20 protein-coding genes are annotated in these 20,149 nt (G+C 44.2%); 16 read left to right on the top strand and 4 right to left on the bottom strand.

Translation table 11 applies throughout. The features are described from left to right. Positions 1–100 precede the first annotated feature (100 nt). The 6 genes from EAL2_RS01245 to EAL2_RS01270 all read left to right on the top strand — a co-directional run bounded on the left by EAL2_RS01245 (position 101) and on the right by EAL2_RS01270 (position 8,100). Complete coding sequence (locus EAL2_RS01245) at positions 101–994, top strand: diacylglycerol/lipid kinase family protein (protein WP_025434604.1); 894 nt, start codon at positions 101–103, stop codon at positions 992–994. Positions 995–1,237: 243 nt separating this feature from the next. Then, on the top strand, positions 1,238–1,900 hold the full coding sequence (locus EAL2_RS01250; protein ID WP_025434605.1) for a PHP-associated domain-containing protein: 663 nt from the start codon (positions 1,238–1,240) through the stop codon (positions 1,898–1,900). Between the two features lie 154 nt (positions 1,901–2,054). Next, positions 2,055–3,506: an IS1182 family transposase gene (locus tag EAL2_RS01255; RefSeq protein WP_025434606.1), complete on the top strand. Its 1,452-nt coding sequence runs from the start codon at positions 2,055–2,057 to the stop codon at positions 3,504–3,506. Between the two features lie 243 nt (positions 3,507–3,749). Beyond that, complete coding sequence (locus tag EAL2_RS01260) at positions 3,750–4,454, top strand: ABC transporter ATP-binding protein (protein WP_025434607.1); 705 nt, start codon at positions 3,750–3,752, stop codon at positions 4,452–4,454. Continuing rightward, the gene (locus EAL2_RS01265) at positions 4,451–6,814 is read left to right on the top strand and encodes an ABC transporter permease (RefSeq protein ID WP_025434608.1); all 2,364 of its coding nucleotides are present in this window, start codon (positions 4,451–4,453) and stop codon (positions 6,812–6,814) included. Before EAL2_RS01260 ends, EAL2_RS01265 begins: the two co-directional genes overlap by 4 nt. Before the next feature lie 20 nt (positions 6,815–6,834). Further along, the gene (locus EAL2_RS01270) at positions 6,835–8,100 is read left to right on the top strand and encodes an efflux RND transporter periplasmic adaptor subunit (protein WP_025434609.1); all 1,266 of its coding nucleotides are present in this window, start codon (positions 6,835–6,837) and stop codon (positions 8,098–8,100) included. A 21-nt stretch (positions 8,101–8,121) separates the two neighbouring features. On the opposite strand, the gene EAL2_RS01275 is transcribed toward EAL2_RS01270, so the two are convergent. The 3 genes from EAL2_RS01275 to EAL2_RS01285 all read right to left on the bottom strand — a co-directional run bounded on the left by EAL2_RS01275 (position 8,122) and on the right by EAL2_RS01285 (position 10,868). Continuing rightward, positions 8,122–8,958: a CHAD domain-containing protein gene (locus EAL2_RS01275; protein ID WP_025434610.1), complete on the bottom strand. Its 837-nt coding sequence runs from the start codon at positions 8,956–8,958 to the stop codon at positions 8,122–8,124. 125 nt (positions 8,959–9,083) lie between these two features. After that, entirely contained in the window at positions 9,084–9,893 is an 810-nt protein-coding gene (locus tag EAL2_RS01280) for a histidinol-phosphatase HisJ family protein (protein WP_025434611.1), read from the bottom strand. 108 nt (positions 9,894–10,001) lie between these two features. Next, entirely contained in the window at positions 10,002–10,868 is an 867-nt protein-coding gene (locus EAL2_RS01285; protein ID WP_025434612.1) for a DMT family transporter, read from the bottom strand. A gap of 359 nt (positions 10,869–11,227) precedes the next feature. Here EAL2_RS01285 and EAL2_RS01290 point away from each other — a divergent pair, with 359 nt between their 5' ends. From EAL2_RS01290 to EAL2_RS01305, 4 genes are all read left to right on the top strand, one after another. Continuing rightward, complete coding sequence (locus EAL2_RS01290; RefSeq protein WP_158408868.1) at positions 11,228–12,520, top strand: PP2C family protein-serine/threonine phosphatase; 1,293 nt, start codon at positions 11,228–11,230, stop codon at positions 12,518–12,520. A gap of 155 nt (positions 12,521–12,675) precedes the next feature. Then, positions 12,676–13,488 (top strand): amino acid ABC transporter substrate-binding protein, encoded by an 813-nt coding sequence (locus tag EAL2_RS01295; protein ID WP_025434614.1) that lies wholly within the window; start codon positions 12,676–12,678, stop codon positions 13,486–13,488. Positions 13,489–13,622: 134 nt separating this feature from the next. Continuing rightward, positions 13,623–14,261, top strand: a complete 639-nt coding sequence (locus EAL2_RS01300; RefSeq protein WP_025434615.1) for an amino acid ABC transporter permease — start codon at positions 13,623–13,625, stop codon at positions 14,259–14,261. 15 nt (positions 14,262–14,276) lie between these two features. Then, the gene (locus EAL2_RS01305; RefSeq protein WP_025434616.1) at positions 14,277–14,987 is read left to right on the top strand and encodes an amino acid ABC transporter ATP-binding protein; all 711 of its coding nucleotides are present in this window, start codon (positions 14,277–14,279) and stop codon (positions 14,985–14,987) included. 59 nt (positions 14,988–15,046) lie between these two features. Here EAL2_RS01305 and EAL2_RS01310 read toward each other — a convergent pair whose 3' ends face one another. Further along, entirely contained in the window at positions 15,047–16,150 is a 1,104-nt protein-coding gene (locus tag EAL2_RS01310; RefSeq protein WP_025434617.1) for an HD-GYP domain-containing protein, read from the bottom strand. Between the two features lie 205 nt (positions 16,151–16,355). Between EAL2_RS01310 and EAL2_RS01315 the strand changes: the two genes are divergently transcribed. From EAL2_RS01315 to EAL2_RS15410, 6 genes are all read left to right on the top strand, one after another. Further along, the gene (locus EAL2_RS01315) at positions 16,356–17,099 is read left to right on the top strand and encodes a hypothetical protein (RefSeq protein ID WP_025434618.1); all 744 of its coding nucleotides are present in this window, start codon (positions 16,356–16,358) and stop codon (positions 17,097–17,099) included. A 130-nt stretch (positions 17,100–17,229) separates the two neighbouring features. Beyond that, entirely contained in the window at positions 17,230–17,655 is a 426-nt protein-coding gene (locus tag EAL2_RS01320; RefSeq protein ID WP_025434619.1) for a Fur family transcriptional regulator, read from the top strand. Between the two features lie 18 nt (positions 17,656–17,673). Continuing rightward, complete coding sequence (locus tag EAL2_RS01325; protein ID WP_025434620.1) at positions 17,674–18,834, top strand: FprA family A-type flavoprotein; 1,161 nt, start codon at positions 17,674–17,676, stop codon at positions 18,832–18,834. Positions 18,835–18,875: 41 nt separating this feature from the next. Further along, the gene (locus tag EAL2_RS01330) at positions 18,876–19,706 is read left to right on the top strand and encodes a response regulator (RefSeq protein WP_158408869.1); all 831 of its coding nucleotides are present in this window, start codon (positions 18,876–18,878) and stop codon (positions 19,704–19,706) included. Between the two features lie 17 nt (positions 19,707–19,723). Next, complete coding sequence (locus EAL2_RS01335) at positions 19,724–19,936, top strand: hypothetical protein (RefSeq protein ID WP_025434622.1); 213 nt, start codon at positions 19,724–19,726, stop codon at positions 19,934–19,936. Positions 19,937–19,968: 32 nt separating this feature from the next. Beyond that, on the top strand, positions 19,969–20,124 hold the full coding sequence (locus tag EAL2_RS15410; protein WP_158408870.1) for a hypothetical protein: 156 nt from the start codon (positions 19,969–19,971) through the stop codon (positions 20,122–20,124). Positions 20,125–20,149 lie beyond the last annotated feature (25 nt).

The raw sequence follows: 20,149 nt of genomic DNA on the forward strand, positions 1-20,149 counted from the left end.
GAAGATTGTTGAAAAGCTTTTAGAAGGCATGCGGCGATGGTATCATTATGATAATATGTAAAATAAAACATATACCATAATATAATTTCGGAGGGAAATTATGAAAGCGCTTATAATAAACAACCCTTCTTCTGGAAGAGCATCTCTTCAAAAGAATCTCGAGAGTATTGTTGGCAGGCTTGTGCTTGAGGGGACTCTCAGCAGCGTTAAAAAATTCGACACAAGCGTGAGTTTTGACTATGAAAAAGCCGTAAGAGATGGAGTGGAGTCTGGACTGGACGTAATAATAGCCCTTGGCGGAGACGGAACTATAAACCATGTTGTCAACGGCATGATGAAGGCAGGTGCAGATGTGCCTCTTGCCATAATACCAGCAGGCACAGTGAATGATTTTGCGGGATTTTTCAATATGCCGTCGGATATAGACGAGATATGCCGGATGATAAGAGGAATGAAGACAAAGGCAGTGGACGTATGCACATTAAACGACAAATATTTCATAAATGTCGCAGCCTGCGGCCTTTTCACTGATATAGCTCTTACCACAACGGTTGAATCCAAGACCATACTGGGAAGGCTTGCCTACTACGCGGAAGGGCTAAAGGAGATTCCAAAACAGATATTCCAGTCATTTCCGCTAAAATTTACAGTTGCCGGAGAGAGCTTCGAAAGCGAGATTTCGCTCTTTGCCGTCTCTAACACTACATTTGCAGGCGGTTTCAAAAAATTCGCCCCTAATGCTACAATTGACGATGGGCTATTTGATGTTGTAGTCATAGAAAAGACTGACATACTCGATTTTGCAAACCTTTTTATGGGGGTTTTGAAAGGAGACCATGTTACAAGCAATGCAGTCAAGTATTTCAAGACAGACCGCCTTCGCGTGGAGACTTTGGGAGCAGAGCTGCGCATAGACATGGACGGCGAAGACGGAGGCGGTTTTCCGGCTGAGTTCGGAATACTTCACAAGGCTCTGAAAATATATGTGCCCTAGCCTGCAGATATGAAAATGAAATGGGAATAGCAGCCAAGGATAAATTTTGGCTGCTATTCCCATTTTTGCGTCTTAAAGCTTTTAGAATTGCTTAACTTATAGATGGATTTAATGGATGAGCGTGATGTTATAAGCAAATTCAATTTCAATTGTAGCCAAACTTTAGATATAATTAAAAATATAATAAGAAAGATAGTTTTATGCCTGATTTTGTTTTTTAAAACGGACAGAGGTGAATAGGCCATGATCATAGATACGCATATGCATGAAAAGACATATTCGCTTGACAGCAAGCTCTCGCTCGAGGACATAGTAAAAAGGTCAAGGGAGATTGGCCTTGACGGCGTCTGCATAACGGACCATGAGAGCAATGCTATAATGGAAAAGGCATATGAGTATTCAAAAGAGACCGGGTTCCTTATAATAGTAGGCGCCGAGATACTCACCCACGAGGGAGACATAACCGTATTCGGCCTCGATCGCCTCCCGACTGAAAAGCTGCATGCGCAGCAGCTCATAGACATGACGCTTAAGGCTGGCGGCGTAGCCATGAGTGCCCACCCATTCAGGAAGAACAATAGAGGAATGGGTCATGCAATAAGGAATGTAAAAGGGCTTTCGGGCATAGAGGCTTTCAACGGAAGCACAAGATACAGTGATAATCTGGATGCGTATGGCCTCGCGGCAGAGCTTAATATTCCGTCTTTGGGTGCGAGTGATGCGCACAATATAGATGCTATAGGCAGGTATGCGACAGTTTTCAATGGAAAAGTAAGAGATACGATGGATTTTATAGAAGCTGTAAAATCAGGAGGTACAAATCCTGTAGCTTATACGGACGGAAGGTTTGAAAGAATAGACTTATTCGACAATTTAAGAAGCAAAAAAGCGGCGGTGGCCGTATAGAATAATAGATTTTAAATGCAAAAGCTCCGGATAATTACCGAGGCCACTGAAAAAGTTCATATAAAATAAGAAGGTACACTTTCTCAATATTATTGAGGAGGTTGTACCTTTTTTCTTGTATAATTGAAGTATAACATGAGAGAAGGTGTGCTAATTGATTCAGCTACAGCAAACATTGGTCATAAGTCCATATCTGGAGCTTTACAATCTAGTGATCCCCAAGGATAATATGTTGCGGCAAATCAATGAGCTTGTTGATTTTTCTTTTATATATGAAGAACTCAAACAGAATTACTGCCTGGACAATGGGAGAAATGCGATTGACCCTATTCGCATGTTTAAATACCTGCTGCTAAAAGCAATCTTTGAATTGTCCGACGCCGACATCGTCGAGAGATCGAAATATGATATGTCGTTTAAGTACTTTCTGGATATGGCACCGGAAGAGCAGGTGATAGATTCTAGTTCACTAACCAAGTTCCGAAAACTTCGGTTAAAGGATATGAATTTACTCGATTTGCTGATTAACAAGACGGTTGAACTCGCCATCGAAAAAGGCATTATCCAGAGTAAATCCATCATCGTAGATGCGACGCATACGAAAGCTCGTTATAACCAGAAGTCTCCACGTGAAATTTTACAGGACCGTTCTCGAAAACTCAGAAAGGCTATCTACAAGGTTGATGAATCTGTAAAAGCCAAGTTTCCTGCGAAAAATACAAGCAATATGTTAGAGGACGAACTCGCCTATTGTAAAAAGCTTATCGAGGTAGTCGAGGCAGAAGGCGGCGTTTGTGAGCTGCCTAAGATAAAAGAACCGCTCAATCTACTGAAAGAAACCGTTGCAGATGACCTTGAACAACTTCGAATCTCGGAAGACCAAGATGCAATGATCGGTCATAAGAGTGCGGACTCTTCGTTCTTTGGCTACAAAACCCATATTGCTATGACCGAGGAAAGAATTATTACGGCAGCCGTTGTAACAACTGGTGAGAAGAATGATGGCAAACAATTGCAGACCTTAATCGAGAAGAGCAAGCAAGCAGGCATGGAAGTGAATACAGTCATCGGAGATGCGGCATACTCCGAAAAAGATAACATCACTTACGCCAAAGAGAACACGGTTGAACTAGTGGCTAAGCTTAACCCGTCTGTTACACAAGGCTACCGTAAGCATGAAGATGAATTCCAGTTCAATAAGGATGCAGGAATGTATGTCTGCAAAGCTGGCCACATGGCAATCCGAAAGGCCCGTCAAGGCAAGAAAGGCATCGGCACAAACCAGACGGATACATACTACTTTGATGTGGAAAAGTGCAAGAGATGCTTACGCCGTCAAGGTTGCTACAAGGAAGGGGCAAAAAGTAAATCCTATTCGGTGAGCATAAAGTCCGACGAACATACTGAACAGATGGCTTTCCAGGAGACTGAGTACTTTAAGACGAAGGCCAAGGAACGTTACAAAATTGAGGCAAAGAACAGCGAACTGAAACACAGACACGGGTATGATGTGGCGACATCCTCGGGTCTTGTCGGCATGGAGTTACAAGGTGCAATGGCGATATTCACTGTAAATATAAAAAGAATATTAAAGTTAATGAAGTGAAAAAACAACAACGATCGGTCATATACAGAGAAAAAGACGACTCTCATACCCATTTACTGGTGTTGAGAAATCGTCTTTTTTTACTATGACCTTAAGGTTCATTAAAACCGCAAGTTCTTCAGTAGCCTCGTAATTACCCGGGGCTTTTTTATGTGCAAATTACCAAGAAAATGTAGCAATGCAATCGATTCAGGGTAATAAGAAAAGGATACGCAAAAAGCTTAATCAAACAGGGGCGATATTATGAACACACTTATAAAAGGTAAAGGGGTAAAGAAGGACTACCAGATGGGAGAAGTAGTTGTAACCGCCCTGCGCGGGGTCGATTTTGAAATATTCGAAGGCGAGTTTGTAGTCGTCCTGGGACCCAGTGGCTCTGGGAAGAGTACACTGCTAAACATCGTAGGCGGAATGGATACCCCAACTGGCGGAGAGCTTTATTATAAGGACGAGCTCATATCGGAATATGATGAGGGGGAGCTTACAAGATACAGAAGGCACAGCGTGGGCTTTGTGTTCCAGTTCTACAACCTTATGCCCAACCTGACGGCGGGAGAGAACATCAGTCTTTCCACGGAAATAGCAAAGGACCCGCTCGAGATAGACTATGTGCTTGAAAAGATAGGCCTTAGCGACAGGAAAAACCACTTTCCGGCTCAGCTTTCAGGCGGAGAGCAGCAGAGGGTGGCGATAGGCCGCGCAATAGCCAAGAATCCGGAGCTGCTCCTGTGTGACGAGCCCACTGGAGCTCTTGACGTGTCCACAGGCATTGAGGTGCTGAAATTCCTAAAACTCTTCAATGAGGAGCTGGGCAAAACTGTTGTCATAATAACCCACAACTCCGACATAGGCAAGATGGCGGACAGGGTATTCTATATAAGGGATGGAAATATTGAAAGGATTGCAGTCAACAAGAAGCCTATGAGACCGGAGGAGGTGTCCTGGTGATACTTCACAAAAAGCTGCTAAGGGACATAATGGGGCACAAGCTTGTGTACATTTCTTGTGCGATAGTAATGATGGTGGGCCTTAGTGTATATACGTCGATGTTCATGGTAATGGTAGACCTCAAAGGCGCTCTGGATGACTTCTACGGAAGCTCGCACTTTGCAGACGGCTTTGCACAGGTCACAGGAATTCCTGTAAATGCAGTGGATTCACTTGGAGATATAGAGGGTATAGAGCGCATACAGGGACAGCTTGTAAAGGATGTCCGGGTGTATGACAGCGAATCTAAAAAGGTAAAGTACATCAGGATGGTTTCAATCGAATCGGAGGATCCAAGCTCCCTGAACAAGCCTGTGGCAATGGAGGGCGAGCAGATAAGCCCCTCAAGAGAAGGCATATGGACCGACATAAAGTATTACAAAGCAAACAATATAAGTCCCGGAGACACAATCGAGGTGATAGCCGAGGGGAAAAGGACAAAGCTCAAGGTGCTCGGAGGGGCGGTAAGTCCAGACTATGTGTATGCCATAAGGGGCATCGAGCAGATATACCCGGATCCGCTGCTGTTTGGCGTAGCCTTTATAAACTATTCCAACATGGAGGGGCTTTTCAGGGAAAAGGGACTCCACAATGAGCTCTCATTCACCCTGAAGGAAGGATACACTTATGACGATGTGGAGAGCAGGCTGAAGCAGAGACTAAAACGTTACGGGCTCAAGGGTATATACGAGAGAAAGGACCAGGTCAGCCATTCCATACTCAATAATGAAATAGTACAGCTCGAGAACACTGCCAAGACTTTTCCGTTTATATTTATTTCTGTGGCAAGCTTTGTGCTCTACATGATGCTAAGAAGAATTGTAGAGCAGCAAAAAGGGCAGATAGGTATTCTTAAGGCTTTTGGGTACACACAGAAGGAGATTTTCACGCACTATATGGGCTACAGCCTCCTCGTAGGGGTGATGAGCGGGATATTCGGCGGCCTGCTTGGCTTTTGGCTTGAAAGCTATTTTGTGGAAATGTATATGGAATTCTTCACTTTTCCTAATCTGCGGGCAACATACCCAATCGAGTATTTTTTTCAGGCAAACCTTATTGCAATTGCGTTCAGCCTATTTGCAGGCTACAGCGGCACGAAGCGAATACTAGCGCTCACTCCTGCGCAGGCGCTTAGAACCGAGGTTGAAATCAAGACGCACACCATATTCATTGAGAAGATAAAGCTTCTGTGGAACAGTCTCAACTCCCTTACAAAGATGACAGTGAGAAATCTGTTTAGAAACAAAGCCAGGAGCTTTTTCACGATGTTGGGAATGCTGTTTGTTTTCAGCATAGTTACCACAATGGCGTCATTCATGAACACTGTTGAAATAATGATGGACGAGCAATTCAACGAGGTTCAGACATTCGATGCCAAGATGAGCTTTTATTATCCCCTCGATGCAAGCAAGCTTCATTCGGAGATAATTAATAATGAAAATGTGGTCGAGGCCGAGCCGCTGCTTGAAGCACCTGTGCGGATCAAGAACGCCTGGCTCGAAAAAGACGCATTATGCATAGGCATAAAAAAAGGGAGCAGGCTATATAACATATTGGACGGCAAGGGCCAAAGGGTGGAAATAAAAGGCGAAGGGTTGATACTGTCTGAAAGGCTTGCAAACTCACTTAGACTCAAGGAGGGCGACACGGTAGAGCTTGAAAGCCCATGGGCGACAAGGGATACTGTGAGAACAACAGTAGAGGGCATTGTGCCGCAGTATTTCGGAGTAAATGCCTATATGGAGCTGGACGCACTATGCGAGCTGCTCGGCCATAAAGCCATGGCAAACTCGGTGCTTATGAACATAAAGGAGGGCTCTTTTGAGAGTCTAAATGACGACTACATAGAGGGCAAGAATGTGTCGTCGCTCGACCGGAAAGAGAGTGTAATTGAGATGTTCAACAGCCTTATGGAAAGCTACAGTTACATGCAGTGGATATTCGTGGTATTCGGCGTGATATCCGGCTTTGCGGTGGTTTATACATCGTCGACAATAATATTTTCGGAAAGGGAGCGGGAGCTTTCGTCACTGAGGGTACTGGGCATGACGAGGAATGAGGTGTTCCGGATAATTGCGCTTGAGCAGTGGCTAATTGCGATAGGCTCATGGATAGTAGGGATACCGGTTGCATTTGGCCTTAGATGGATAATAGCCCAGGGAATGAGCACGGACCTTTTTTCGATACCTTATAAAATAGATACCATGTCATTCGTATCGGGACTTGCAGTAGCCGTGGCATCTGTAATAGCGGCGCAAGTATCCGTATACAGGAAGATATCGAGGCTCGACATGGTGGAGGTTCTCAAGGAAAGGGAATAAACTTCTGGAGGGTGGAAAACATGAAGAACAACAATTCGAAAAAGTGGATAAAGCGCGGCATAATAGCATTAATAGCAGCAGCTGTCATTTATGCCTCCATAAGCAGCTACCTGGAACCTCTGAGCGTTGAAGCTTACAAGGTTCAGAAGATGAGCATAGAGGACAGCTTCGGGGATGAAGGAACTGTCGTTTCAAAAGGAGAACAGGACTATTACTCACCGCTTGCTGCAAAGGTGAAAGTCATGAAAGCAAAGGAGGGCATGTCCGTAAAAAAGGGAGATGTGCTATTGCAGCTTGACATGAGTGATACAGAATACAGCATCAGGCAGCTTGAAGGGCAGCTCCAGAGCATACAGGGACAGGAGCGTGGAGAACTCACGCTTAACAGGGACCTGGAAATCAAGAGGCAGACTATGCAGGTTGAAAATGCCCAGAGGGACTACCAGGATGCTCAGATCAAATACCAAAAAGCAGCAGCGCTTTACGAGCAGGACGCAATGTCGAAGCAACAGCTAGATGATGCCAAGCTTTACATGGATAAGCTCAAGGGAGTGCTTGATGACCAGCAGGTCGCTCTCGAGCTCATCAAGAACAGATACGGCGATCCGAGTGCCACAAAGCAATATTTTGCTGGCCTCAAAAAATCAATACAAGCCCAGATAGACCTTCTCAGGAGCAACATGTCAAAGGGTGAAATAAGGGCAGAGTCAGATGGAGTGGTAAGGACTGTGGATGCAAAGGAAAGCAAGTATGTACAGTATGGAGAGAAGCTCCTGAGCACCATAGAGGGTTCGCAAATCGAAATAGAGTCGATGGTGCTGACCGAGAACTCGGTGGACCTCAGGGAGGGTATGAACGTTCGAGTCACATTCGAGCACAAGCCCCAGGACTTCGTGTTTGACGGAACGGTATCGCGGATAGACCCATCGGCAGAAGAAACAATATCTGCCATAGGCCTTGTAGAACAGAGAGTCAAGACAATAATACAGCTAGCGGGTGATGCGTCAGTGCTAAGACCCGGATACAAGGTCGATTTGGACTTCATAATAAGCAAGAGCGAGGGAGCCATTTCGGTGCCCAAAAGAGCCATTTTCAAGTATCAGGACAAGGATTCTGTTTTTGTCGTAAAAAGCGGCATGGCACAGCTAAGAAACGTGACAATAGGCGCCGAAACAGAGGACCTGTCCATAATTTCAAGCGGTCTTGAAGAAGGCGAGATAGTCATACTCGACCGAAAGGCAACAGGCCTTGAAGAAGGCAAGCGAGTCAAGCCTCTGCTTGACTAGGGGTTCTCAATGTTGAGCCCATCAGCGAAGCACTCTCCAGATATTTTTTATATCATCCGCAGTCGCAGCAAAGTTCTCAACAAGCCTCTTTTGCCTTCGCAAGAGCTCGTGGGATTCAAGCGAGAGCAGCTGGCCTCCGGGTGATTTCTTCTCAATGAAGCGTTTCAGAAGGTCCGCAACGACTGTAATGTCCTGTATTGCGCCGAGCTCATCCTGCACGGCCTTCATGCCGCTTAGCATATATTCCTCGACAGGCTGCAGTTCATTTAGCACCTCGACCATGTATCTGAAGCGCTTGAAGGCTATCCGGACATTGTGTATTGACTCCATGTCGCTTGTGTCCACGCTGTCTATGAGATCGGCTACCTTGCAAAAGGCCTCGTCGCTTCTTTTCCGCAGTTCGCAGTAAAGCTCCTTTTCCTTGAATTGACCGTATATCGCTAGCTTAACGGCGTCTGTTGCTTTTTTCAGTGACTCTATCGCTACAGCTTCAAGCTTCTTTTGCAGCTTGAAGGAAAGCCTTTTTTCCCGAGAATGCAGATATTCGATGAATATGTCTATTTTGGGAAAGTCAGATGCCATACCGTCCGCATACATGATGGATATATGAGTGTCACGCAGGGGGCTGAAAAGCTTGTGAATATCCTTGAGGCGCTTTAAATGTTTTTGAGAGCTCTTATCATCGGTATGGGAGACTGCATCTAGAATTTCAATTGCAGATATAATGCGCCTTATGGAAACGCGTGCATCATGCACGGCTTTTTCTGATGAATGGGCCTTGCATTTATTCAACTCTGTATCCAACCTACCTAGAAGCTTGTCCATATAAGCGTTCATAACATCAATTTCATAATCCATAAAAACGCCTCCCAAAAAGTATTGTCGTGTTGCAGCATATAATATGTATCCCCTAAAAAAGCCCTAAAAAACAAAAACTGCCGCCAGAAACGGCGGCAGCACTCAAACCACATAAAGATTAAATGCTAAGGGATTTCTATGAAGCTGTGCTTTCTCGACCTGAAGCTGCATATGTTTTTGAATCCATACTCCTTGAGCATGCTGTAAGCGAAGTCGAAATCGGCGCATAAGTGTCCTGCGGTGTGTGCGTCAGAGCCCAGAGTTATTATCTCGCCGCCGAGGCTCTTGTAGCGCTCGAGTATATAAGGGTGGGGATGCGGACGCTCAAGGCCGTACCTGAAGCCCGACGTGTTGAGCTCTATGCCTCTTCCGTTTTTAATGAGCACTTTGAGTATCTCGTCTATTATCTCGCTGAAGTATAGCCAGTCAACATCAGTAGAGTCGAAGCCGCCGTATCTGACGATAAGGTCCTTGTGGCCGAGAACATCAAACATTGTCGAATAGAGCCTTACGTTTTCAAGCACGTTTTCGAAATACCTCATGTATGATTCATACTGAGTCTTGCCTATGAAAAAGTCGGGCGAGCAAAAGTCCATCCTGTCAGCTGCGTGCACAGAGCCTATTATGAAATCGAAGGGGTACTTAGATACAAGGCCCTCTATTTCACTATAAACGTGCGGCTGCATGCCTATTTCAACCCCAAGAAGCAGATCGATGCTGCCTTTGTACTTGTCCCTTATGGCGTTGAATTCTTCGGTGTATCTGTCGTAGTCTATCAGGAATGGAAAGTCAGGATCAGGATAGTCAAAATCAACATGGTCCGTGAAAGCCAGCTCCTTGAGGCCGAGCTCTATGGCCCTTTTCACCATGGCTTCCATGCTTTCGCTGCAGTCATCTGAAAAATGAGAATGCACGTGGTAGTCGGAAAAATACAAAAAAATCAGCCTCCTATATATGTTTTTAAAGATATTACCACAAAACAGGCATTGTTTCATACGGCTGTGCAGATATAAATTACATTTAACATGCAAGTTCTATAGTCTCTAGCGGTTTCTGCTCCGGTAGCTCATCACAGAGCCTGCGACTATCAGCAGCATCCCAAGGGCCACGTTGAGCGATATGCGCTCTCCCAGAAAAGCCATTGAAAGCAGCGGAGCAAGCGCCGGCTTTATGAAAAACACGGAAGATGCAGTCACGGGGGAGGTCAGCTTTATAGCTTCCAGGAAGAATATGTATCCCAAGCCTGTAATTACAATCCCCATGTATATGACAACAGGCAGGTTCGCTGCGGTTATGCTCGAAAAAACAGGCGTTCCCTTTGCGGCGAGCACTGCAAATAACACGATTTCTCCGGCTGCAAACGTGAAGAAATTGAAAATGAATCCTCCGTACTTGGAGAGTCTGGACTTGCTGAGCACTGTGTAGAGCGCGAATGTGAGCGCGGAGGCCAGGGCGAGAAGTATTCCTTTGAGGTCATAGCTTACAGCTAGAGGGTTGAATATGCAGACAACTCCTGCAAGGCTCACCAAGAGCGCTATTACCATGTTTTTTTCGATTTTTTCACCAAGTATGAAAAAAGCAAAGGGCAGTGTAAAAAGCGGATTTATGCTAAAAACTATTGCAGCAGTGGAAGCCTGGGTGTGGACTACAGAGAGCTGGTGGAGCACCATTGAAATTGGTATGCAAAGCGATCCTAGAGCAAAAAAGTAGAGGTAGTCGCTGCGGTCAAGTTTTATGTTTTTCCGCTTCAGGTCGGTAGCAGCAAGAGGAAGCAGCATGAGAGCGCCTATCAAAAACCTGGAAAATGTAACTTGTATCGGGCTCATAGAGCCTGCTACGAGTTTGCCGGCAAGTTCCATGGTGCTGAATATGAAAGCGCACAATACAATATAGATATAACCCTTTTTCATGAACAATACCTTCTTTGTCTTAAAATATTATGACTCATAAGCTGGAATGTTACTATAATATGATACTCCAAAACAGGAATAAATTCAGCATTCAAGAGGCATAAAATTTTTGAAGAAGGGCAGCATATCATTTTTATTCCGAATAACGTGTATATTGTTATTGGGCATTGCTAAAAAGTCTGGTAGAATATTAAGTATACATAGATAAAATGCACAGGGGTTCGATTGAGATTTAATATCCGTTATACACAAATATACACAAAAATAGTTTTGGGATGTGATTCGGGTTGAACGAGCAGTATTCACAATTCCTTTTAGAGGAGAACAAATATCTAAAAGGTGCCGTAGAAAAACTCCATATGGAAAACGATACTGTTCTGCTTCTCATAGAGTTCTTGGAGCTGCTGCTTAAGACTAAAGGTATAGAGAAGGTTACAAGACTTGTAATAAAGCACCTTTCGGAACTTCTCGGAGCAAAGAGAACAATGCTCATAAGGAAGGAATCGATGGAGGGGCTTTATGCGCGATACATCTATGAACACGGCGAGACAAAAAAGATAAACCTCATGCGCACAGAGCTTGGAAAGGACTATTTTTTCTTATATGTGGAGAAGGTTTATGTAATAAAAGAGACTCCATCCAGCATTGTCATGCCTATAAAGTATATAGGGGAAAATATAGCCGGCATGAGATTCGAGTTCGACAGCCTTGATGAGCTAGAGCCTCACAAGATAGAGATACTCAAACGCTACGGCCCAATATGCGGGCTCGTAATGAAAAACCAGATACTCCTTGAAGAAGTCATGAGCGAAAAACAGGTCATACTTGAAAAGAATTCCATAATAAATGAAGAGAAAAAGATAATACTCGAGCAGAACAAAAAGAGCAGAAGAGAGCTCAAGCTTGCTCAAAAGATACAAAAGAAAATTCTGCCATCAGGCTATATAAACTTCGGTGATTACACGTTCTACAGGAACTACAAGCCATCATACTATCTGGGCGGCGACTTCTATGATGTCATAGAATGCAACAACGAAAACAGCATAGTGTTCTACATGGCGGATATATCAGGACACGGCGTAGGAGCTTCGCTGCTGACGGTGTTTCTCAAGCAGACACTCAAAGGACTTGTGAAGTACTACGAGAAAAAAGGGGAGAAGCTCGTGCCGTCCAAGGTGCTCAAAAAGCTTCAGAAGAGATTTCTCGACATTGAGATGGACGAGGAGATGTATATAGGCATATTCATAGGTGTAATTGACGTTGAAAACAACACACTGGCAATATCAAACGCCGGACATAATGTGCCGCCTATACATATCAAGAGCTTCGAAAGAAATGCCGGCACATATGAAATATCGGGACTGCCCATAAACGGCCTGGGCCTTGACCTGTTTGATTTCGACTACGAGGACAGGGAAATCCACCTTGAAAGAGGAGACAGTTTCATACTCCTTACAGACGGAGCCGTCGAGGAGAGGAATGCCCACGGCGAGGAAATGGGAATCGAAAGGCTCAAGTCTATGTTCGTAAGGAATAAGGATATTAGCCTTGAGGAGCAGTTCAAGATAATGCTGCTTGAAGTGTCAAGACATAGCAAGAAGAGCAGATTCGGAGACGACATTGCATTTCTTGCAATCCACAGAGAATATTAACGTATAGGCCCTGCAGGCAAAACCGCAGGGCTTTTAAAATTTGCAGGCAAAAAATGCTTTTGCGCTTTACTTTAATAAAGCAAGAAAGTATAATAGATATCGGGGCAGACAAGCTGAACCTATAAAAAATAAATAAAACAAGGAGGAACAACAGCATGAAAAAGAAATTATCTATTTTACTAGCACTTATAATTGCAATCACAGGAGTGGTTTTCACTGGTTGCGGCAAAACTCAGGAGACAGAGGACAAGTCGCTTGAGGCTATAAAGGAAAAAGGAGAAATAATAGTTGGCCTTGACGACAGCTTCCCTCCAATGGGTTTTAGGGACCAGGCCGGAGAAATAGTGGGCTTTGACATAGACCTTGCCAAGGAAGCAGGCAAGAGAATGGGCGTAAACGTGGTTTTCAAGCCTGTAGACTGGGACGGAGTAATACTGAGCCTTAAAAACGGAGAGATAGACGCAATATGGAACGGACTGACAATAACTGACGAGAGAAAAGAGCAAATAGGCTTTACAAATCCATACCTAAGCAACAGCCAGATAATAATAGTTCAAGCCGGGTCAGAATACAAAGCGAAGGCTGATTTTGAAGGCAAGGTTGTGGGCATACAGCTTGGCAGCACAGCCCAGGCAGCGCTTGACAGCAATGCAGATTTTGCAGGAAAGCTAAAGGAAGTCAAGAAGTATTCTAACAACGTAGAGGCGCTGCTTGATCTCAAGGCTGGAAGGGTTGACGCAGTTGTAATGGACGCAGTTGTAGGAAGATACTATATATCATCAAATAACGCTGCAGACACTTACAGGGTGCTGGATGAAGACCTTGGAAAGGAATCATACGGCGTTGGAGTAAGACAGGAAGACAAGGCGTTCCTTGCCGAGCTTGACAAGGTGCTTAGTGAAATGAAGGAAGATGGAACTGCGGCAGAGATATCTAAAAAATGGTTCGGGGAAGACATAGTAAAGTAGATATCATATAAAAGGCAGGCAATGTCATAGGCATAGCCTGCCTTTCAAATTTTCGGTTAGTAAATAGCATGCATTTGTGGTAAGATTTAATGTGGTAAAGCGATAATGCACAATAAGTTTTTCGGAGGACTAATATGGAATACATAATTAATACCACACTTTACATTCTCAAGGGGACGGTAGTCAGCCTCAAAATCTATGCAGTAACAGCCATATTCAGCGTGCCGCTTGCGATATTTTTCGCTCTGGGAAAGGTGTCAAAGCACAAGACACTCAAAATGGCGCTGGAGGCATACACATGGGTTTTCAGAGGAACACCGCTGCTCCTGCAGCTGTTTTTTGCATACTACGGACTGCCAATACTCGGAATCACCATGACTCCTTTCATGGCGGCAGCCGTGACATTCATAGTCAACTATGCCGCATATATGACGGAGATATTCAGGGCAGGCATAGAGTCGATAGACAAGGGTCAGTATGAAGCCGCACATTCGCTGGGAATGAACTATGTCCAGACGATGAGAAGGATAGTCATACCGCAGGCTATAAGAAGGGTGCTTCCGCCCACATGCAATGAGGCCATAACTCTTGTAAAGGACACTGCGCTTGTTGCAGCAATAGGCATGGCGGACCTGTTGAGATCCGCAAAAGAAGTGCTTACAAGAGACTTTACGATAATACCTTTTGTTATTGCCGCTTTGTTTTACCTTGCCATGAGCTGGGTCATAGTTTTCATATTCAAGAAGATAGAACAAAGATATTCTGTGTACTAGACGGGAGGCAAAGTCATGATAGACGCTATAGACATAGTAAAAAAATTTGACGATTTCACAGTGCTTGACGGGGTGAGCCTCAATGTGAAAAAGGGTGAGATAATATCGGTGATAGGTCCTTCCGGTTCCGGAAAGAGCACGCTGCTTAGGTGTCTCAACAAGATAGAGGAGATAGACGAAGGTGTCATAAGGATAGACGGCGAGCAGCTGAGCAGGCACAACTGCAGCAAGCTGGGGATGGTCTTCCAGAATTTCAACCTGTTTCCGCATATGAGCGCTATTGAAAATGTTATGGAAGCACCGGTAATAGTCAAAAAGATGGGGAAAAAAGAGGCCCGCGAGCTGGCTGGAAGGATGCTTTCCGACGTAGGGCTTCAGGACAAGGCGGATTCATATCCGGGACAGCTTTCCGGCGGACAAAAGCAAAGGGTTGCAATAGCCAGGGCGCTGGCAATGAAGCCTGAGATAATACTCTTTGACGAGCCTACCTCCGCTCTCGATCCTGAGCTTGTTGGAGAGGTGCTTGGAGTAATAAAGAAGCTGGCAGCCGAGCACATGACGATGGTTATAGTAACGCACGAGATGGCTTTCGCCAGGGAAATTTCAGACAGGGTAATATTCATGGACAAGGGCAAAATCGTAGAAGAGGGCACTCCGAAGGAGATATTTGAAGATCCGGAGCATCCTAGAGTTCAAGCCTTCCTAAAAAGGATGATGCAGGAATAGAGGATTAATAAAAGCATAGTAAAAGCGGTCTGGAATTGTTCGATTTTCCTGACCGCTTTTTATTTTGGGAGTATGTCGTCAATGTGAATCGTATTTGATTTTTGAAGGTCTATAAAATCAGAGCCAACGAGTATGAGCGGCCTTGATATGTCGCCTGGATTCATCTTTACTATCTTCGCGCGCTCTCCTGTGTTCAAAAGCACTATTGCGCCTTCGTAAAAGCTGGATATATTCCTTACAAAATTAAGCGTGCATTTGACGTCGAGCTTTTCGTAAGACTCCTTTTGGAATATTTCAAGCACGTTAAGTGGGGAGGTTCTCTTGTGGTATACTCTCTTGGATGTAAGAGCATCGAATATGTCGGCTATTGCTATGATCTTTGCAAATGGATGTATCTGGTAGCCGCTTAAGCCGAGGGGATAGCCGGAGCCATCCTCCTTCTCGTGGTGCATAAGTACGCCGAGGCTGACGCTTTCGCTCATATAGTTGATTTTTTTAATCATACGGTAGCCTATCTCGGAGTGCTTTTTTACAAGATTGAACTCCCAGGCAGAAAGTTTTGAGGGTTTATCAAGTATATGGCTGTCTATTCGCGTCTTTCCTATGTCGTGCAGCATGGCCGTTCGGGTTAGTATCTTGAGCGTTGCATTGTCGTAACCCAGCCATTTGCCAAGCATGCAGCTGAGTGCTGCAACGTTTATGGAATGCTTGTAGAGGGTGTCCTTGTGTTCGCGTATTTTCATGATATAACTTATCAGCTCACCCGTATTGAGTGAGGTTTCTATTATGAGCTCTGTTATCCTGTTGAGATGAATTACATTTATTAGTTTTTCGGAGTCGGCTGTAAAAATCTTGCTCTTCAGCTGCTCGGAAGCCAGATCAACAAGCTTTTCAATGCGTTTTTCAGCGCTTGAGGGCCTGTTCATGGCAGTGCTCTGCATGCGATTGCCTAAATTTCCCCGGGTGTGGTCAGGCTTGTATATGAAGACTGAATCTGTATCTAAAGTGATTTGAAGCTTTTGGATTATAGCTTCAGACATTACCGTTCCCGGAGCAAGAATGCGAACGCCGCGATTGTCGGTTATCTCCTGGGCCAGAACCATTCCCTCGTGGAGGTCGTCCGTGCTTATTATCAATTTATTGTCGCTTTGAATTAATGACAAAAGACGTCCCTCCTGAGCAAACATATATTGGTATGTAAATATGATACTATGGACGGTGATAAAATAAAATACATATAGGAACATTTATTCTTCAAATTTCTGAATTTGGAAACATAATAGGCATGCTAATAGGGTATTAAATACTATAGCAATTTCTACAGCAGAGCTACTCTGCTTAAAAATTTGAATTTGGGAGGTTGGAAAAATGAAGAAACTAATATACGCAAGCATGCTTATATTTGCATTGGCAATCTCGTTTGCAGGCTGCTCGGACAAGAAGGAGACTGATACTGGCGAGCAGGCAAAAAAAGAGCAGGCCCAGAAAAGTGAAAAATCGCTCGAGGAGCTCAAGGAAGAGATGAAGCAGCTCGTCTCCAAGCGCAGCTTAGGAGAAGGAATATACTATGAATATGCAGTTACAGTGGAAGGCGGAAGCGGCATGCCAGAGTCATCAATGACTATGAATACATGGCAGCAGGGCGAGAATATAAGGACAGAGACGCTCGACCAAAGCGGCCAGGTCATGTCAGTCCTCATAAAGGAAGCCGGAGAGGACTACATACTAATGTACAATCCGGCGGAAAACATAGCCATAAGACAGGATATAGCATCCTCTGAAAGCATGCAGGACGACTACGACATCAACACCTCAAGCGATGACGTAAACTGGGATGGAGTCGTGGAAATAAAGGACGACGATGTCGACGGAAGAAATGCCAAGCTGGTTGTATTAAAGGACGAGAGCACAGGACAAAACATAATAAGCAGAATGTGGATAGACGAGAAGACAGGACTTGTCATAAAGAGTGAAATAGAAGCTGACGGAAAGGTTATTTCCACAATGAAAATAAAGAATATAAAGGAAGGCAGCTTCGGGGAAGACACATTCAAGCTGCCTGATGATGTTGAGGTAATGAAAATAGAAGACATGATGCCATCTCAGCCTTAATATTCAAAAGACAAGTCGGATTTGAAATCTTCCTATAATGTTGACAGCATGACAATAAAACATTAAAATAAAATTGTAATTGTTACAAAAGTGTAAATCGATGCTATTACTAAAAAGGAAGATGGATATTATGAAAAGTAAAATGAACATCGACAGTCTGGGTGAATACCTGAAGGATAACGGGGTCAAGCCATCGTACCAAAGACTCAAGATATTTGAATATCTAGTACAAAACAAGAACCATCCCACGGTCGACACGATTCACAGGTCGCTTTTACCGCATATACCGACACTCTCAAAAACTACGGTATACAACACTCTCAGCCTCTTCATCGAAAAAGGCATAACCCAGCTTATAACAATAGAGGAGAACGAGGGCAGATATGATGCCGACGTAGAGAGCCACGGGCACTTCAAGTGTTTGGAATGTTCAAATGTATATGATTTCGAATTTGAAATCAAAGATAGCGGAGTAAGCGGAATAGAAGGCTTCAAGGTGGACGAGAGGCATTTATACTTTAAAGGCGTCTGCAAAGACTGCCTGAGCAGAAAATAAATTTGCGGAGGTGTTCTGATGAAAGCAGTCAACATAAAGGAAGGTATTTACTGGGTAGGGGGCATTGACTGGAATGTGAGAAGCTTTCATGGCTACTCAACCCAAAGAGGATCGACATACAATGCATATCTTGTAATAGATGAAAAGATAACGCTCATAGATACTGTCAAGGGTTATCTTGCAGATGAAATGATGAGCAGGATATCGAGCATAGTTGATCCTGCGAGAATAGACTATATAGTTTCAAACCACGTTGAGATGGACCATTCGGGCGCCCTTCCTCAAATAATGGAAATCGCAAAAAACGCCACTATAATCACATGCGCCAGCGGGGAAAAAGGACTTAGGGCGCACTACAAGAAGGACTGGAGCTTCAAGGTTGTAAAATCGGGAGACAATATAGAGCTTGGCAAGAGGAGTCTTGAATTCCTGCTTACTCCTATGGTGCACTGGCCTGACAATATGGTGTGCTACATGCCGCAGGAGAAGATACTCTTCTCTAATGACTCTTTCGGCCAGCACCTTGCATCCTCGGAAAGGTTCGACGACGAATATCCAATAGACATAGTAATGGAAGAAGCCAGAAAGTATTACGCAAACATAGTGCTTCCGTACGGAATGCAGGTCCAAAAAGAGCTTGAAGCCGCAAAGGGACTCGATATAGAAATGATTGCGACAAGCCACGGAATAATATGGAGAAGCCACATCCAGGAAATAATGAGCCTGTATGCAGACTGGGCTTCGAACAGAACCTCTAAAAAGGCTGTTATAGTTTATGATTCCATGTGGAAGTCTACAGAGACTATGGCATCAAGCATAAAATCGGCATTCGAGGAAAAGGGATATGTGATAAGGTATATGAATCTGGAGCACAACCACATATCTGATGTTATGACGGAGATAATGGATGCAGAGTATATATGCGTGGGTTCGCCTACACTAAACAACAACATGCTTCCTACGGTAGCGGCATTCCTGGCTTATCTGAAGGGACTTGCGCCAAAAGGCAGAAAAGCTATAGCATTTGGATCCTTCGGCTGGGGAGGCCAAAGCATAGGACTGGTCAAATCAGAGCTGGAGCTCGCGGGCTGCGAAGTCATGTCGGAAATCAAGCAACAATATGTGCCTTCATCTGAAGAACTGAAAAACATTGAAAAGACGGTTCTGGAAATCATATAAAAATAGAGCAATAGATATATATAGGTAAAGGAATGATAGCCGTGAGCAGTATAGTTATTCTAGACGGTGCAGCTTATGTAAGACACAGGATAAAGGAACTTGTCCGGAAATACGGTATAAGGCTGCATGAGGTTGCGAATTCGAGCGAACTTTTCACAATGCTTCAAAAAAAACAGGATGAAATTTCGCTTATAATAACAGAGCTTGAGCTGGACAAGGAAAACGGGCTTGAAATAATAAAACGGGCCAAGTCGAGAGGGTATGAAATTCCTGTGATAGTCCTGACGGCGCAAAACAAGAAGGACACTTTTGTCAAATCAATCGAGGCCGGCGCCTCGGACTACATACTCAAGCCATTTGAAGATGATTTTCTTCTAAGCAGGATAATGTCGAACATGAAACTGGAAGATCAAAATGGCAGCGCTGCCCTGGGAGCCAGAAGGGTGTACATGGATTTCAACAAGTACATTTCTGGAGAGCTCCGAAAGGCGGAGAAGGGTAATTACAGCATATCTCTCATAATGAGCGTCATAAATAAAGACAGTGCAGATTCCGGATATGGAATGAAAGCCGAGGACAGGCTGTTTGGAGAGCTCTACAGCAGAATAAACAGTCTGTTTTGGGACACTGACATATTTATGAGTTTTGGAAACCACAGCTACATAGGCGTACTTCCCTTTTGTACACAGGAAAACACCCGGGTTGTGGATGAAAAAATAAAGAGTCTCTTTGATGAAATACAAACGACGGATGACAGGTTCAAGGACTATTCCGTCGAAAACACTTTTGTCACATTCCCGACGGAGATATCATCCAGAGAAAGCCTGTTTCCCATGCTTACAGACAAGCTAAGAGCCGGCGAAGAAATATAAGCGGGGTGAATCAGGGTATGGACAAGGCAAAGTGCAAAGTCGCCACCGAAATAAAAAGATGTGAGCTCAACATGGCGATAAACGAAAAGAAAACCATGGAAGTAATCAGCTCCATAGCAGACGACATACTAAGGATTGCAGACGGGAAATATGAACTATCGGAGATACTAGACAGCGTTGCATACAAAAAATATGTGGAGTACATGGAAAAGCTAATGCAGAGCAATTAATATCAGATGTATATTCGATGGAGGTGTTTGCAGTGAAAGTTAAAGAGCTTATGGAAATACTCAAAAGTTTGGAGCAGGACAGGGATATAATAATAATTACGCCCAACAGGGATTATGACATTGTGGGCATTCGAGAAGTTGAAACAATAGAAGGGCTTGATGAGTTTTATGCTATCGAGTACGAGTAGGATGCAAAAATAATGGTTCACAACT

The sequence above is a fragment of the Peptoclostridium acidaminophilum DSM 3953 genome (assembly GCF_000597865.1).
Taxonomy (GTDB): Bacteria; Bacillota; Clostridia; order Peptostreptococcales; family Peptostreptococcaceae; genus Peptoclostridium_A; species Peptoclostridium_A acidaminophilum.